The organism is uncultured Sunxiuqinia sp. (assembly GCF_963974515.1).
Taxonomy (GTDB): Bacteria; Bacteroidota; Bacteroidia; order Bacteroidales; family Prolixibacteraceae; genus Sunxiuqinia.
The window spans coordinates 41,298-57,635 of record NZ_CAXBDD010000016.1 but is presented as its reverse complement, the minus strand read 5'-3'; the positions used below and the strand labels follow the sequence as shown (position 1 = coordinate 57,635).

Genomic DNA, 16,338 nt, shown 5'->3' with positions numbered 1-16,338 from the left:
TTAAAAGCCCTTCATCCGCTTGAACCAACCATTTTAGTAATCCTTTAAAACCGCAAACCAATGAAGAAAATTTTGTTTTTAACCGGAGATTTTACTGAAGATTACGAAACCATGGTGCCCTTTCAAATGCTGGTCATGGTAGGTTACGAAGTGCATACTGTTTGTCCTGACAAAAAGAAAGGACAAACGGTAAAAACGGCCATTCATGATTTTGAAGGCGACCAAACCTACTCCGAAAAACCCGGTCACCTTTTTACCTTAAACTACAGTTTTGCTGATGTTGATGCTTCGCAGTACGACGGGCTGGTCATTGCCGGAGGTCGGGCGCCGGAGTATTTGCGTCTCAATCCGAAGGTCATCGAAATCGTGAAGCACTTTTTCGAAGCCAATAAGCCGGTAGCTGCCATCTGCCATGGCATCCAGATTCTAACTGCTGCCGGGGTTGTAAAAGGCCGTAAACTGACCTGCTATCCGGCAGTTGGTCCGGAAGTAACTTTGGCTGGTGGAGAATATCAGGACATTTCGGTCGATGACGCCTTTGTTGATGGGAAGTTGGTGACTGCGCCGGCCTGGCCCGCACATCCGGCTTTTATGCGTGAATTTTTGAAAGTGATGGGAGCCAAAATTGAATTGTAGCACTTTTCCCAACTTCTTGGAATTGAACGAAGATGACCCTCAGCATTTTTACCGACAAAGCCCGGCAGCCAAATCCCAATGATTTGGTTGCTCCACTGGGCAAAACCTATGCATTGTGGAAACAGATCCGGCAGTTTATTCTGGAAAAATATCCACGCGGAGTGGAAGAGTGGACCTATCCGGGGAAAACCTATGGCTGGAACTTCCGAATCAAAGACAAGCGACGCGCTATTGCCTATATGCTGCCTCGCGAGGGCTACTTTAAAGTGGCTTTTGTATTCGGGCAAAAAGCGACCGACCAGGTTCTGGCAAGCACGGTGGGCCCGAAAATTAAACAGGAATTGTTGCAGGCCCGTGTTTATGCCGAAGGACGTGGAATTCGGATTGATGTGCGTGACGAGCGAATAGTGCCTGACATTCAGCAACTGGTTGAAATTAAGTTGGCGAACTAGGATTTGGAGTGAGAAGTAAACTTAACTCGAGACAGAACGCCCCGCCAAACAATCCAAGCAAACTGCCTGTTTATAGAGCATTCAAACGAAGTTGAAAATGGAAGCAATTAATCAACCAATATTTTTTGAATCGGCTGCCGAATTCAGGCGTTGGCTCGAGGAAAACCACAAAACAGCCAGCGAAGTACTGGTTGGTTATTACAAGGTGAAAAGCGGGAAAAAGAGTATGAACTGGAGCGAATCAGTTGACCAGGCCATTTGTTTTGGTTGGATTGATGGAATCCGGAAGTCGATTGACGAGGAGCGCTACATGAACCGGTTTACACCACGCCGTCCGAACAGCAACTGGAGCGCCGTCAATATTCGAAAAGTGGATCAATTAACCAAGCTCGGACTGATGAGACCATCGGGATTGGCAGCCTTTCAAATCCGCAAGGAAAGTCGATCGGAAATTTACAGTTTTGAACGAAAAGCGCCCCGCCTGTCGGAGGAATTTGAAAGACAATTTCGGGCCAACAAAAAAGCATGGGCTTTCTTTGAAACGCTTGCGCCTTCGTACCAAAAAGCAGCCATCAACTGGGTAATGAGCGCCAAGCAGGAGGTTACCCGGGACAGACGCTTGGCCGAATTGATGGCCGACAGCGAATCGGGACTTAAAATCAAAGCTATGAGGCGCTGATAAGCTGGTTTTCAGCACCGAAGATTTTGAAAGAAAGAATTATACCCAACGGCTCTTTGAGATCGAATAAAAATGTAATTTTACAAAGGATTGAATGCCCGAATGGATTCATTCCGGATTTCTAAAATTAACCTTTTAAAAAGGAACGTTATGGCAAAATCACACGACACGAAGAAAAGCGAAAAAAAGGAACCTCTCAAGACGCCAAAAGAACGAAAAGCTGAAAAGAGGGAGAAAAAAGCAAATCGCAATTCGTTTTGATCGGTGTTAAGTTCAACAAAGAACGAATGATCGGGTATGAATAGTTACTCCGATGTGATCAAAGCGACCGGGTAAATAATAAATGGGTCAGTGACCTTAGCTCTGCTGATGGAGCCAAACATAAAAATGTTTGGCTCCATTTTTTTCAACACGAAGGGAAGCAGGCTTATACTAAACCCCGAATTCGTCAAAGGTTTTTTTAATCCGCCCAATGGCTTCCATCATTTGCACCTCGTTGATGATAAGCGGTGGCGTAAACCGGATGATATGCTCATGGGTTGGTTTGGCCAGAACACCATTTCCTTTCATGGCCAGGCAAACATCCCAGGCTGTTTTTCCTTTCACCGGTTTAATAGCAATCGCATTCAACAAGCCTTTTCCGCGAACAATTTCAATCATTTTCGAATCGATCTTCACCATTTCACTGCGAAAAAGCAAGCCCATTTTTTCGGCATTTTCTGCCAGCTTTTCATCCACAATCACATTCATGGCAGCCATGGCTACTTTCCCGGCAATGGGATTGCCACCATAGGTTGAACCATGCTCTCCTGGTCGGATGGTCATCATCACTTCATCATCAGCCAACACGCAGGATACGGGAAACATGCCGCCAGAAATGGCTTTACCTAAAATCAGGATATCGGGGCGCACGCCTTCGTGGTCGCAAGCCAGCATTTTGCCTGTGCGTGCCAATCCGGTTTGCACTTCGTCGGCCACAAACAACGCTCGGTGCTTCTTGCAGAGTTCCGAAGCTTTCTTCAGAAAACCATCTTCGGGCACATAAACTCCTGCTTCGGCCTGAATAGGCTCAACCAGAAATCCGGCTACGTTCGGATCATGCAACGCCTGATCCAAGGCTTCGAGATCGTTGTAAGGAATGTTCACAAATCCTGGCGTGTAAGGTCCGTAATCGTTGTAGGCATCCGGATCGGACGACATGGATACGATGGTGATGGTGCGCCCGTGGAAGTTGCCGTTACAAACCACAATCTTCGCCTCGTTGCGTGGAATTCCTTTGACCTTGTAAGCCCATTTACGAGTTAGTTTCAGCGCTGTTTCATCTGCTTCGGCACCCGAGTTCATGGGCAGCATTTTATCGTAGCCAAGCAGATTACACATATACTCTTCCCATTCGCCCAGCACATTGTTGTAAAAGGCGCGCGAGGTCAAAGCCAAGGTCTGTGCCTGACTGGTCAGGGCATCAACAATTTTGGGGTGGCAGTGTCCCTGGTTTACCGCTGAGTATGCAGCCAGGAAATCCATGTAGCGGTTTCCCTCCACATCCCACACATAAATGCCTTCGCCACGCTCCAAAACGACCGGCAGTGGATGGTAGTTGTGTGCTCCAAATCGTGCCTCACGATCGATGAAAGATTGAGCTGATTGAGTCTTCATATTTTTGCAAAATTAAGGTGTTTATTCTGCTAACAGATTTACGGATTATCTGTTGTATTTCAAAGCGTTTTAGCCTGTTAAAGAAATACTTCGGAAATGATAAAACTATTTCCCGGTTACATATTTTTTACTTTTACCAGCATCCGGTGATAATTTCGAAGATTCTTGCTTGTTTTGTTTTATATTTGCGTTCCAATCAGTATAACTGGCTGTTCATGAAGCATAAAAAAGTAATTTCATTGTGTTTGTTCTTGTTTGTTTTTGCCTCTGCTTATAGTCAGACGGTCAAGCTTGATTCATTGAAATCAGTGCTTGACGAACACAAAAATAACAGGCTCGATTTGCTCATTGACTTTGCCGACCAATACCTGGACTCCGTTCACTACCATGATTTCGTATTTTCCTGCCTGCAAGAAGCTTTAGATAGTGCCATCCACCAAGGGAAAGATTCACTTGAGGTTGATTTGCATAATTACATGGGACTGGCCAACTACAACGTTGGAGATTTTGAAAGTGCCACCGATAATTTCTACAAAGGTCTAAATTTATTGAATAAGACTCCCAATATCAGGCAAGAGGCCAAACTCTACAATAATCTGGGGATGATTTTCGATGAATTGGAAGATTATAACCGTGCGCTGGAGTTTTACCGGGAATCATACCGGCTCGATAGTTTGAGCAGCAACGAAGAGGGACTGATCGGTTCGTACCTCAACCTGGGAATTGGTTATCAAAATCTGAAACTGTATGATTTGGCCAGATCGAACTATGAAAACGCCTACCAACTGGCTGAAAAATTGAATGACAGCTTGTCGATGATTCACGTGCTGAATAACCAGGGAACTTTGGCTTATGATCTGAAAAAATACGAAGAAAGTCTGGACCGCTACAATCAGGCGCTCAATTTATACGAGAAAGCCCGCGATTTAGGTGGGATCGCTTTCGCAAAAAACAATATTGGCCTGGTTTACCTCGATCAAAAGCAATATCCAACAGCCCTAAAGAACTTTAGCGAAGCGCTAAAAATCGCAAACGACCAAGACCTATATGCCTTTCAGGGTGATATTTTCGGTAATCTATCGATTTACTATGAAGAAGTTGGGGACTATAAAAACGCTTTCGAATACTACGATAAGTACAATGAAGTCTATGATAGTTTGAATACAGAGCGGCAAGATCAAATGATTCGTAAGCTCGAAGCCCAGTACCGGGCAGAAAAAAAACAACGCGAAATCCTGGAGCTACAGCAGGAGAACAGCCTGCAGAAGGAGTTGCTGAGCAGCACAAAAAACAGGCAAGTCTACCTCTATGTAATTATCGTTTTGGTTATCTTTTTCTTGCTGGTTCTCTTTGTCTTGCTGCGAAAAGAAAAACAGTTGGCCCGTGAATTGCAGGAAAAAACGCGCGAATTGAAAAAATTGAATGTTGCCAAAGATCGCTTCTTCTCCATTATTGCGCATGATTTAAAGAATCCATTCAATGCCCTGGTCAGTTATACCAGCTTGCTGCGATCCGAATTTGACTCGTTTAGCAAGGAGGAGCTGAGCCAGATTATTACCGACTTGAACGATGCTACGGAGCAAGGGTTTGCCCTGCTCGAAAACTTGCTCTACTGGACCCGTGCACAAACCAACCGTATCAAGGTGTACAAGACCTTCTTCAACTTAAAACGGATTGTTGACAATGTAGTCAGTTTGGCTACTCCAAACTTAGCAGCTAAATCACAAACCGTTGAGGTGGCGATCGATGACGAACTAGTTGTATTTGCCGATAAAGATATGATCGCAACGGTGATTCGCAACTTGGTATTCAACTCCATCAAGTTTTCATACTCTAATTCCGTGATTCGGATCGAAGGAAGAAAGATTGGGCACAGCATCCAGGTTTCTGTGATTGACCAAGGCGTGGGAATTGATGCTGAAAAACAACACAAGTTTTTCAATTACGAAGAGAACACCACATCGGCCGGAACCGCGGGTGAAACAGGCAGCGGACTTGGCTTGGTTATTTGTCGCGAGTTTGTTGAAAAGAATGATGGCCTGATTTGGGTAGAAAGTGAACCGGGAAAGGGCGCTACTTTCCGGTTTACCATTCCTTATATTGAATCCACGCAAAACACCTAGCCCACGAGATCAGGCGACTGCATCAGACATCTAGAATCAAGCATCCAGTCGTCCCCTACTTCCAATAACGGCTGATGGCTATTTCAGCAGCTAAAAACAGTAAGCCAAGTACCAGAAAAAATTTCCAAAGTGCAAGGCCGTCGTTGGCCTCCTGTACCCGGGCTTCAAAATTAGCGTCACTCCCATCAAGCAGTTCGAAACCATGTAAATTCGCCTGTTCCAAAGCAGTTTCCAGCTGGGTAGTTGTGAGCGACGACGACAGCGACTCCTGCCGGTTAAAGTTAAAGGCCAGCGTTTTAATTTTATCCTGATGCAAGCGCAACTCGTAAAATCCAGCTTGGCGAATGGTGTTCTGCAAATCAACGCGAATTTGATTGCCATATTGATTCATAACCGGCACCTGAATGTTTTCATCGCTTCCCAATGGAGTGATAATCAAATTCTTTCCTGCACCTACCGCCTCATCCACCGGAAGACTGACAATCAGATTGTTGGCAATTTCGTACTGAATTTCCTGCGGATCGAAACTGTTGAGCGCAATGTTGTAAACCAGGGGAACAAAGATGGCATGCCGGGCAAAATCAGTTAGTTCGTCATCCAACGGAAAACTAAAACTGACAAGACGCCCCAAGCCCACTTGGTATTCTGACACAGCCGGTTGCAAGTTGTTAAACCCGATTACCTGAGACTGCGTGCTTCGGCTACTTTTCGAGAACCGATAGCTGAAGTTGACAACAGGCAGTTCGAGGTTTTTACGTTCGTGCAGAAAAACGTCTTCCAACAACGAATGATTGTAGTTGATCGCTTCCATTCGCAAACTGGCCGAATCGGCTGCCGAGATCCGATCAACTTGCAATTGCCCGTAAAGTTCGTTATACGAGGCGATATCGGCTTTCTTACCCGGAAATACGGCCAGCGAACCACCTTTTTGCACAAACTGATTCAGCGAATTAATCAGGCCAGAGCTAAGCTCGTTAAGATTGAGCAGATAAATGCACTGAAAGTTTTGAAACTGGCCAACCTGGACTCGCTTTTCCGTCGTCTTTTCAAATTCAATGTTTTCATCGTTCAAAACAAGCGCTTGTAGCTTGTCCATTGCCGGATCGCCGTCGGGTGAAATGGCCAGCACCCTGTTTTTATCTCGCACATCATAGCTAAAGAAAAACTGGTTGTCGTAAATCATGGGATAGTCGTCCAACTCAACCACTCCACGATGGGTCCCCACCCGATTGTTCTTGTAAACCAACTCAATCACCTGACTTTCGCCGGGCTCCATGTTCAAATTGTTGATGGCCTTGATCGTATCATTGATTTTAAGGCGAACCGGAATATTCTGGTAGCTTTGACTTGATCGGTTTTGAATACGTGCAAAAAGCGTCTCTTCGCGATTTTTCTTATGCCCGGGCGTTTCAAACCAGCAAGTGTCAATAAGCAGGTTATTGGAGAAAGGGCTGCCCATCGAAATCAGAAAAGTGTGGCTGTTCGTATCGTTTTCCATCTCCGAAAAATCAGAACGATAAGCTTGAAAGTCAGAGATCAGGTAAATCATTTTTCCTGATTTAAGCTCCTGCTTTTCCAAGTTGTTTTTGAGCAGGCTGCGGGCATTTGACATGGAGAGTGACCCCGGACTTTCACGAATGGCTCCCAGTTGGCTGATCAATTGGGTTTTGTTGAGCAATTGTTGCTGCTCGGGCAGATTTTGGTTATTCATCAACACAAAGCTGGTCCCCGGGCCGTAGCTGTTGGCAATACTTATCGCCTTATTTTTCGCTTGTTCAAGCAGTAGTCCATTTTCCGATTCACTGTTCATACTGAATGAATTATCGACATAAAGCCCAATTAATTGGCGGCCGAGCTTCTGTTCCTGTCTGTTGGCGGGCAAATAAGGCTGCGCAAAAACCAGAACCAAAGCCGCAATGGTCATAATCCGGCTGATAAGTATGAGCAGTTGCTTGAGGTTGTTCTTCTTTTTCGTTTCTTCCTTAATGGCTTTCAAAAAGCTAACCTGGCTGAAATAAATGGTCTTGTAACGTTTGAAATGAAGAAAGTGGATGAGAATGGGAATGCTAATAAATAACAGTGCCGGTAAAAATTCGGGATAGATAAACCTCATTTCAATTGCTTAATGATTGAAGACCAAAATTAATGGAATTGTTTGATCTCTGAAATTAATTTCTTCTTCTGTTTCGGCCCTTTTTGACTTCACTCTGGTGTTTATTAATTATAGAATAAGATTAAACAAAATTACTTGTGCCGTGTTAAGCTTATTGATTTTAATGTAGATTTCAAAAGTGATCGATTTTGCTTTTATACTGATCTCAAAAATCAATCATCCAAGACACGTAACTGAATACGCCATGAATTATTATACCATTAAAGATTTGGAGACACTCTCGGGCATTAAAGCTCATACCATCCGGATTTGGGAAAAACGCTACGGTTTGCTGGTACCTGAGCGTACCACAACCAATATCCGCTACTACAGCGATGAAGAACTACGGAAGCTGCTGAATGTTTCGATGTTGGTTAAGCACGGCTATAAAATCTCGAAAGTTTCGGTTTTTGACAACGACCAGATTCACAAGGAAGTACTGAAGCTGAATGAACAGTCACTTTCATCTCACGACATCATCGACCAGCTGATTGTTCACATGGTGAATTTTGATCATAAAAACTTTGAAGATTTGCTTGAACAGCAGATTGATAAACAGGGATTTGAAGAGACTTTTATGACGGTCGTGTTTCCACTGTTTGAGAAAATTGGCATTTACTGGCAGATCGGGTCCATTTTCCCGGCACAGGAACATTTTGTTTCCAATATCACACGCCACATGCTGATTCGCGCCTGTTCCTCCTTTGCCAACCACGATGCATCGGCTTCAGTGTTGTTTTACTTGAAGGAAGGTGAGTTGCACGAACTAAGCTTGTTGTTCTATCAATACCTGGCACTTAAATCAGGATACCGAACCATTTATTTGGGACAAAATGTGCCGTTTGAAGATTTGACAAAGCTAGATGGTCTTCAGGATATTGATCGCGTATTTACTGCTTTTATTAACGGGATTGAACCCGAAGAGCTGGAGGAATATGTTAAAAAGTTAAGCGGTATTTTCAAGCGAAAGAAGGTATTTGTTACCGGTGCTCAGGTGGCGCTGGTAAAGCCCATACTGCCTTCCAACTTTAAGGTAGTAACCGATGTTCGCGCATTCAAAAAGTACTTTGGAACTTTAAGTGCTTAAAATTTTCCCGATGAAGCTGTCTTAATACAGGAAATCAAACTCTATTTACTGGTATTCGGAAAGTAAAGGTGGTGCCTTGCCCGACTTCCGAATCCAACTGGATATCGCCGCCCATGAGTTCAATAATTTTTTTTGAGATTGACAAACCAAGTCCGGTTCCCCCATAAATCCGGGAGAAGGATTCGTCGGCTTGCCGAAATCGGTCGAAGATGCTACCTTGTATTTCTGGGCTGATTCCGATGCCTGTATCAGAAACAAAGAAACTGATTTGTTCCGCTGTAAATTCAGCGATGCCGAACCGAATTTCGCCTGCTTTGGTAAACTTAATCGCATTGCTCAGCAGGTTCATGAAAACCTGGCTAAAGCGGACTTGGTCGGTATGAAGCAGGATATTGTCGGCAGGTGCCACAACCCGGAGTTGAACATGGGATTTGTCGCTTTCATTAATCCGTTGCTGAAATATGAGATATAGCTCATGGAGCAATGGCTTAATCTCCACCTCCCTTGGATACATGGTCAGTTGTCCCGTTTCCAGTTTCGAAATATCCAGAATATCGTTGATGATCTGCATCAAGTTTTCGCCGCTTTGCTTCAGAATGGAAGAAAATTCGAGTTTGCTGGCTCGATCCAGCTGCTCATCATCAACCAGAAGATTCGTAAATCCGAGGATCGCATTCATAGGCGTGCGAATTTCATGGCTCATGTTGGCCAGGAATGAGGTTTTTAGACGGTCGCTTTCTTCTGCCTTTTCCTTGGCCTTTTGCAAATCGGCCATAATTTTTTTCTTTTCAGTGATATCTTCCTTCGCTCCCAGCAAATGGGTGATCTGTCCGTTTTCATCCACAATGGAAGAAATCACTGCGCTTTCCCAATATAGTTCACCGTTCTTTTTTCGGTTCTGGAATTCTCCATTCCAGTCCTTGCCTGATAAAACTGTTTGCCACAGTTCCTTGTAAAATTCGTTGGTGTGTCTTCCGGAGTTTAAGATCGAAGGAGTTTTTCCAATAACTTCCTCCGCAGTGTAACCTGAGGTTTCTGTGAATTTCGGGTTGACATAGCTGATGATGCCGTCCGGATCAGTAATGACGATGCTTACCGGGCTTTGCTCGGTTGACTTACTCAGCAGCGACAATTGGCTTTCGGCTTCCTTCTTTCCAGTGATATCGTGAATGATGGAATGCAAGTATATTTTGCCTTTGAAAATAATTTTACTAGTATAAACTTCAACATCGCGAATGGATCCGTCAGCGAGTCGGTGCTGGTATTCCCGTTGTTTATTGTTGTTTTTTTGAGCGATATCCAATTGCTGTTTAAATTCTCCCTCAGCAAACAAAAAAATATCCTGGACATTCATTTTTTTCAGTTCCTTCCTCGAATAACCGTAAAAATCTCTGGCGGCCCGGTTGGCATTGGCAATATCGCCGGTGTACAAATCAATGAGCAATTTCATGGCCGAATCGTTCTCGAACAGGTTTTTGTAGCTTTTTTGGCTTTTTTTTAAGGCCTCCAGGGTTTGGATTGATTCGGTGATGTCCAGACTAATCCCACGCAACTTTTTGAGTTTTTCCACTTCATATTCAGGAATGATCCGGTTCATGACCCATTTGTATGATCCGTCAGGCGTCATTATCCTAAATCGGATGTCAATGGAACTTTTTCTTTGGCTGATGAGCTTTTCTCCACGATTCAGTTCTTCGATGTCATCAGGGTGTACGATGCTGCGCAGGAGCTTGTAGCTGGGTTTTTGTTCGTATGGCTCTAGCCCAAAGAGGCGGTACAAATTTTCCGACCAGCTTATTTTTTTCTTCGTCAAATCAAATTCCCAATGGCCCATCCCTGCAATTTCCTGCGCTTCTTTAAGTGATCGCTCACTCAACCGAAGCTTCCTTTGCAATTCCCGTTCTTCATTTTGATCTCTGAACACCAGCACCACACCATTCATGCTGCCATTTTCATCGCGGATTGGTGCGCCACTGTCGGCAATTGGCAACTCATTTCCCTGCCGGGTAATTAATAGCGTGTGGTTGGCCAGGCCAACAATCGTTCCGCGCGAAAGCACTTTTTCCACCGGACATTCAACGTCACTCCGGGTGCTTTCGTTAATGATATGAAATACTGATTTAACCGACTTGCCCAAAGCTTGATCTTCACTCCAGCCGGTTAATTCTTCGGCAATCGGGTTCATAAAGGTGATGAGCCCCGAATTATCGGTGGTAATAACTGCGTCGCCAATACTGTTCAGCGTCGTTCGGTAGCGTGTTTCGTTTTCGCGGATTACTTTTTCTGCAGCAATCCGGTTAATTTCATTTTTTAGTAGCAGCCCCATCAGTATAGTTGCTCCGGGGAAAATGAGCAGGATCGGGAGCCAGATCTGTCCGATTACCTGCCAAACTGATTCCCAAGGCAGCAGCAATTGGCAAAGCAGCATACCCACATGAGTAATCACGCCCATCAGCAGCAAATGAATTAGGCTAATATTTTCGGGCTTGTTCTTGTAGAACCTCCGAAAAAAAAGTCCGGTCAATGCCGAAATGATGATTGTTGCCCCGCCGGCCCAAATTCCTGCCCCCCCGAGGTACAACCGATATCCCAAAGCAATCAGCGCCGCGATACCTGAAACAATGCCTCCTCCAAAAAGTCCGGCAAGTGAGAGAACAATTGAGCGTCCATCGTAAATAATGCCCGGTTGGTAACTGACTGGCATATTCATGCCGATAATGGTAATGAAGCCAAACAGTAAACCAGCTATTGCTTTAAAGCGATAGTTGGCAGCTCCCAGTTTCCTGAACAGAAAGCTGTATAACACAGTCAGGGCTATGAGCAGGGTTGAATTCAGCAGGAGGTCAGTGATCATTATGCTTGGGTCTCCTTAGGTTTTTTCTCTTTCTGTCAGCTTTTTTTCTCGCAAACAAATTGTTTTCGTTGTCTACGCATCGAAGATAGTATTTTTTTTATTTCAACATAAGCTTTTTGCTTAGTACTAGTTAAGCCAATCGTTTATTGCGAATTCCGGTTTCGCTTGAGGCTCCGGCTACTGACGAAAATCCTTGTCGCCAAAGCCGGCCCGGGCGACTTTGACGGCCCATGCTGCTGTCACCTCAGGGCAAAGTAGGGGACCTATGGTTTGAAGCTTTCCGTTAGCTTCTATCTTCTGGCTTTTTGCAAATAGTCCAGATCATGTGAGGATCAAAACTCATAGGGTTGTGTATTAAGCATAGCTCACTTGAGGGGTTCTGAAAAAAAAAGAGATCACAATGAAGGTGACCTCTTTTGAATGTTAATGTTAGAACCGGTTACTCGTGATGATGTTCGCCATCACCTTCACCAAGAATGACACCGATAAACACGTGACTTTCGTTTCCAGCGATATCGGTACAATAAACTCCAAAATGATATGCTCCGTGTGCCACAGGAACACCGTCAATACTATCCGGAATGACAATTTCATGGTGATGAATCAGTGAATTTTCTAAACCTTCATCAAATGTCCAGCTGTTGGAATAGCTAAAAGGAACTTCCTCTTCTTTAACCATATGGACGCTCTTTTCATGGTTATGTCCATCAAAGTTGTCGTGTATCTCAATTTTATACGAATGAAGTTCAACATCATCTGAAAAATCACACTCAAAATGAATATCGCTACCGATTGATAAGTGTTCGTCGTCGGCAGGCTCAATAATTGATATCACAGGCGGAGTATTGTCAACATCGTCATCTTTACATGCGTTGAAAATAAGAATGATTGCGAATAGCACAAGTAATGCTTGGTAAGTTATTGTCTTGAATCTCATAAAATTTACACTTTTTGTTTCTATTTAATTATCTAGCCTGGATTGCCAGGCATCTCCTTGTCTTTTTAATTGCTTCAACGCCCAGCGGGGGAGCTCGCAGATGATATCCCAGAACGTAATTGCTGGTGAAAACAATCGGGATGGTTGTCAGGTAAATTGATTCGAGGTGCTCGATCAATGAGTAGAAATGGGCCAATGAGAATGGTTCGCCCGGTAGTTGTATGGTATTCTCGTATGGACAAAAATTTTCGTTCTCAACCTGTGAAAAGGACAATTGCTCCTGCTCCAGTTGATGATCGTGATGGTGAAAAAATATAAAATGCAAGTCTTTCGATCCTTCATTGAACAAAAGAATCAAACTTAGAATGAGGGCTATATGACGAACTCGCTGATTCATGTTACAATGAAACGGGTATTTTAATCAGCAATTGGATATTTCGCCCAGGCTCCGGAATTTCAAGTTTGCGATAAAAACTGATGTGGTTAAAATACGTTGCATCAAACAGGTTATGTGCTTGTAAAATAAGCTCCACCGGATTGGAAGCAGTTTCAATTTTTGCAGAGAAACCGGCTCCAACGATTTGATAACCCGGAGTATTCTGCTCGTTCCGGGCAACGCGGTTCTGATCCAAAGCCACCTTTGTGTTTATAAAAATTCGGACATCGGAGATTTTTTTTCCTGGCTGTCGGAATTTATATTCCGCCTCAGCAAATGCATTTGAAGGCGGTGTGAAGGGCAAAGGATATCTGCTATTTTTCGTATCCACAAACTGTTTATTTCTAATATATTCCACGTTCGTGCGGAGTTCTAATTTTTGGAACAAAAGCTGATGAACGCTAAATTCAAAGCCAGACAAAACCGCTTTGGATTGGGTGTATTTATAGACTTGTCCGGCATGGGGAAGTTTTGACCATTCCCCTGAGGGATCCAAATAGAGATAATTGGAGAAAAAATAAAGGTATGGGCTGAAGCTTATTTCGATTCGTTCATTTTTCCATTCCAGACTAGCGTCAGCGTAGTAACCTTTCTCTGACGCTAACATGCTATTGCCTTGCTCATGCCTGAACGAGCCATGGTGAATGCCATTCGCGGTCAATTCGATGGCCGTTGGTGTTCGGAAGGCTTTTCCGAGGTTAAACCTGCCGGTGATACGGTCGGAAGCGGTGAAAAACACACCCATCAGCCAACTCACGTCATGAAACGAACGGTTAACATGATCGCTACGGCTGGCATATGCTGAAGCTTCGTCTTCGGGCACGCCTGTTCCGCCGAGGTAGTCAAATAAAATCGAATCGAACAATGCTGTGGTTCTGATGCGAGCCCAATCGTAGCGAATAGCCAGGTTGATTTGCACGTTTGGCGATATCTGAATTGCATCTTTTAAAAAAGCACCAACCGTATAATTGTCATACCGAGGTAGCAAAAAGTTGTAACCTCCTACCCGATTATTCTTCCACTGATTCTGAGCACCTGCAGTCAACTGGTGCCCCTTCCATTTTCGATAGCTTGTCTTCAGGTTCACCTGATAGGTTTTCAGCCTGAACTCTAATTCTTTGTCCGGATTATTCTCGGGTGCCTCCTGTCCTGGGTAATGGGTATGAAATTCACTCCACTCCGAGCGATTATTATTCTGAAATCCGACGTCCAGATGAATTGATGCGTCTCTGGTCGAGTACCGGTTATTGCTGACTAATTTAACATGTTCGACTTGCTGTCGTGGATATTCGATGTTTCGTCGGTTCCCATCATCTTTCACCCGTTCCTGGCTGGGAATGCCGTGCGACCCGGGAAAGAAGCCTGATTTTTGACTTACCCGACTAAGCGAAGCCGTTGTGCGGAAGCGATTGTAAACCAGTCCCGCGTGCCCTGATAAATCAAATTCTTGCCCTGCTGTATTCTTTAAGTATTTGTTGGCAACAGGCATTTTTTGGGTTAGGTAAACAATCGTATCCGTTGGAATGTGGTAATCACCAAAATCGAGCACCGTCCCGCGCAGTTTAAAAAAGAAACGATTCTTTCTTCCCTCCGCTGAAGTGGAGACAGCCAGCGTATGATTGACGGACTTTGTCAGTAATTGGATTTGCGCATTGAATTCTTCGTCTTCAGGGATACGGTCATTCTTAATATGAACGTAACCCCCAATAGCATCACTCCCATATTCAATGGCTGATGGTCCTTTTACGACTTCGCCCGTTTCAACAGCAAACGGGTCCATCTCAAGCCCATGGTCGGCACCCCATTGCTGGCCTTCTTGTTTTATTCCGTTTTCACTCACCACCACCCGGTTGAAACTTAACCCGCGTATCACAGGTTTTGATGCGTTGGCTCCTATATCCATGGTGTTTACTCCTGAAATCTGATCCAAAGACTTGATGAAAGTTCCTCCCATGTTGCGCGTAAGAAACTCTTGCGTGATCACTTCATTTTTTAGACTCTTCGCTGCGTCAGTCCGGTTTGATTTAACCAAAACTGATCCGATATTTTGTACCGCAGGTTGAAGCTGAATCACCAAATCCCGGTTTGTATTACTGATTAGGGTGTCTTTCGGGGCGTAGCCAATAAAAGAAAATTGCAGAAGCAGGCGTTCTTCTCCCACACTTTCAACAGCGAACCCGCCATCAAAATCGGTGATCGTAAACAAATCATGATAATGAACATGACAGCCTGGTAAGGGCTTGCTGTTTTCATCCAATACAATACCATGTAGAACACTGTTTTCTTGAGCATACAAAACTATCGGCAGGCTGAATAGCAACATTGCCGCAATAAAATACGTCCTCATAGAAAGGAGTTTTTTTTATTATCCGTTAGAAGGCCTGAGCATTTGAAACATAGACAAGCCGGCATCAATACAGCATGATGCACCGTCTTACATTTTCATAATTCAGGCCGGATTGAAAATTATTTTAGAAGCATTAAATCAGGAGTAAACAGGTGAAGGGGGAGCCCGCAACGATGGAACAGACTGAATATCCGATGCGACATGAGCAGGTGTAGAAAATAGCAGAATTTCGAAATTGATTGTTTTACTGAAGCCAACTTCACGAAAGTAGGGCTTCTCAAAAATCGCAAATTCATATTCGCAGATTGCGCAATGTTTAGATTCAGCGTCGAAATTTTCCGTGCTTGTTTCTTCATGATGCGTGCAATCGTGTTCGCAGCCATCATCTGACAAACGCCCCACTCCGCTATGTTCAAAGCTATGAACCAGTTGAAACCAAATCGGAAATGCAAAGAGCACAACCAAGGCCAGGGCGATATGTTTTCTGAATTTCTCCAACAGACTCAAAAGTATGAATAAATAACCTCAAAAGGAATGAAAGGTTTAGCAGGAAATGAAGCAGTTTATTTTTTATTGTTATTTTTGCATCAAATGAAAAAAGCAGTAGCGACCATATTATCTGTTTTTTACCTGCTGGTTACCGTTGGATTGGCAGTTGATGTGCATTATTGCTCAGGCAAAATTGCCTCAGTACAACTTTTTTCAGAAACTAATTCGTGTTGTGGCGCAGACGGTGATTGCAGTACCAACTGTTGTCATTACGCTTCACAGGTTATTCAATTTGAAGAACCACAAACACTCCGGAGTAATTTCAGGTTGAACACTGAGCAGCCAGTCGCTCAGTTAGCTATTTCGGCCTTGGTTCATTCGCCTGATTTTTCAACGAAACAGGATTTTCCGATCATTAACAATGCTTTTTCACATCCGCCAAACGAACCGGTTTGGTTGCTGCTTTGCTCCCTGGTTTATTACGGTTAGC

General features: G+C 44.0%; 12 protein-coding genes. 6 read left to right on the top strand and 6 right to left on the bottom strand.

What is annotated here, in order from left to right:
- Positions 1-60 precede the first annotated feature (60 nt).
- The 3 genes from AAC033_RS06360 (at position 61) to AAC033_RS06350 (ending at position 1,767) form a co-directional block, all read left to right on the top strand.
- On the top strand, positions 61-636 hold the full coding sequence (locus tag AAC033_RS06360) for a DJ-1/PfpI family protein (protein ID WP_339736509.1): 576 nt from the start codon (positions 61-63) through the stop codon (positions 634-636).
- 32 nt (positions 637-668) lie between these two features.
- Positions 669-1,088, top strand: a complete 420-nt coding sequence (locus AAC033_RS06355; RefSeq protein ID WP_339736508.1) for a DUF3788 domain-containing protein — start codon at positions 669-671, stop codon at positions 1,086-1,088.
- A gap of 97 nt (positions 1,089-1,185) precedes the next feature.
- Entirely contained in the window at positions 1,186-1,767 is a 582-nt protein-coding gene (locus AAC033_RS06350) for a YdeI/OmpD-associated family protein (protein WP_339736507.1), read from the top strand.
- Positions 1,768-2,199: 432 nt separating this feature from the next.
- Here the strand turns inward: AAC033_RS06350 and rocD are convergent, their stop codons facing one another.
- Complete coding sequence (rocD, locus tag AAC033_RS06345; RefSeq protein ID WP_339736506.1) at positions 2,200-3,423, bottom strand: ornithine--oxo-acid transaminase; 1,224 nt, start codon at positions 3,421-3,423, stop codon at positions 2,200-2,202.
- 215 nt (positions 3,424-3,638) lie between these two features.
- Here rocD and AAC033_RS06340 point away from each other — a divergent pair, with 215 nt between their 5' ends.
- Entirely contained in the window at positions 3,639-5,546 is a 1,908-nt protein-coding gene (locus AAC033_RS06340; protein ID WP_339736505.1) for a tetratricopeptide repeat protein, read from the top strand.
- Between the two features lie 55 nt (positions 5,547-5,601).
- On the opposite strand, the gene AAC033_RS06335 is transcribed toward AAC033_RS06340, so the two are convergent.
- On the bottom strand, positions 5,602-7,659 hold the full coding sequence (locus AAC033_RS06335; protein WP_339736504.1) for a BatA domain-containing protein: 2,058 nt from the start codon (positions 7,657-7,659) through the stop codon (positions 5,602-5,604).
- 244 nt (positions 7,660-7,903) lie between these two features.
- Here AAC033_RS06335 and AAC033_RS06330 point away from each other — a divergent pair, with 244 nt between their 5' ends.
- Entirely contained in the window at positions 7,904-8,785 is an 882-nt protein-coding gene (locus AAC033_RS06330) for a MerR family transcriptional regulator (protein ID WP_339736503.1), read from the top strand.
- Between the two features lie 34 nt (positions 8,786-8,819).
- Here the strand turns inward: AAC033_RS06330 and AAC033_RS06325 are convergent, their stop codons facing one another.
- The 4 genes from AAC033_RS06325 to AAC033_RS06310 all read right to left on the bottom strand — a co-directional run bounded on the left by AAC033_RS06325 (position 8,820) and on the right by AAC033_RS06310 (position 15,359).
- Complete coding sequence (locus tag AAC033_RS06325) at positions 8,820-11,639, bottom strand: PAS domain S-box protein (RefSeq protein ID WP_339736502.1); 2,820 nt, start codon at positions 11,637-11,639, stop codon at positions 8,820-8,822.
- A 439-nt stretch (positions 11,640-12,078) separates the two neighbouring features.
- Positions 12,079-12,576, bottom strand: a complete 498-nt coding sequence (locus tag AAC033_RS06320; RefSeq protein ID WP_339736501.1) for a DUF4625 domain-containing protein — start codon at positions 12,574-12,576, stop codon at positions 12,079-12,081.
- A 28-nt stretch (positions 12,577-12,604) separates the two neighbouring features.
- The gene (locus AAC033_RS06315) at positions 12,605-12,901 is read right to left on the bottom strand and encodes a hypothetical protein (protein WP_339736500.1); all 297 of its coding nucleotides are present in this window, start codon (positions 12,899-12,901) and stop codon (positions 12,605-12,607) included.
- Between the two features lie 73 nt (positions 12,902-12,974).
- Positions 12,975-15,359, bottom strand: a complete 2,385-nt coding sequence (locus AAC033_RS06310; RefSeq protein ID WP_339736499.1) for a TonB-dependent receptor — start codon at positions 15,357-15,359, stop codon at positions 12,975-12,977.
- Positions 15,360-15,950: 591 nt separating this feature from the next.
- On the opposite strand from AAC033_RS06310, the gene AAC033_RS06305 reads away from it, so the two are divergent.
- Positions 15,951-16,337, top strand: coding sequence for a hypothetical protein (locus tag AAC033_RS06305; protein WP_339736498.1), 387 nt, complete (start codon positions 15,951-15,953; stop codon positions 16,335-16,337).
- Position 16,338 lies beyond the last annotated feature (1 nt).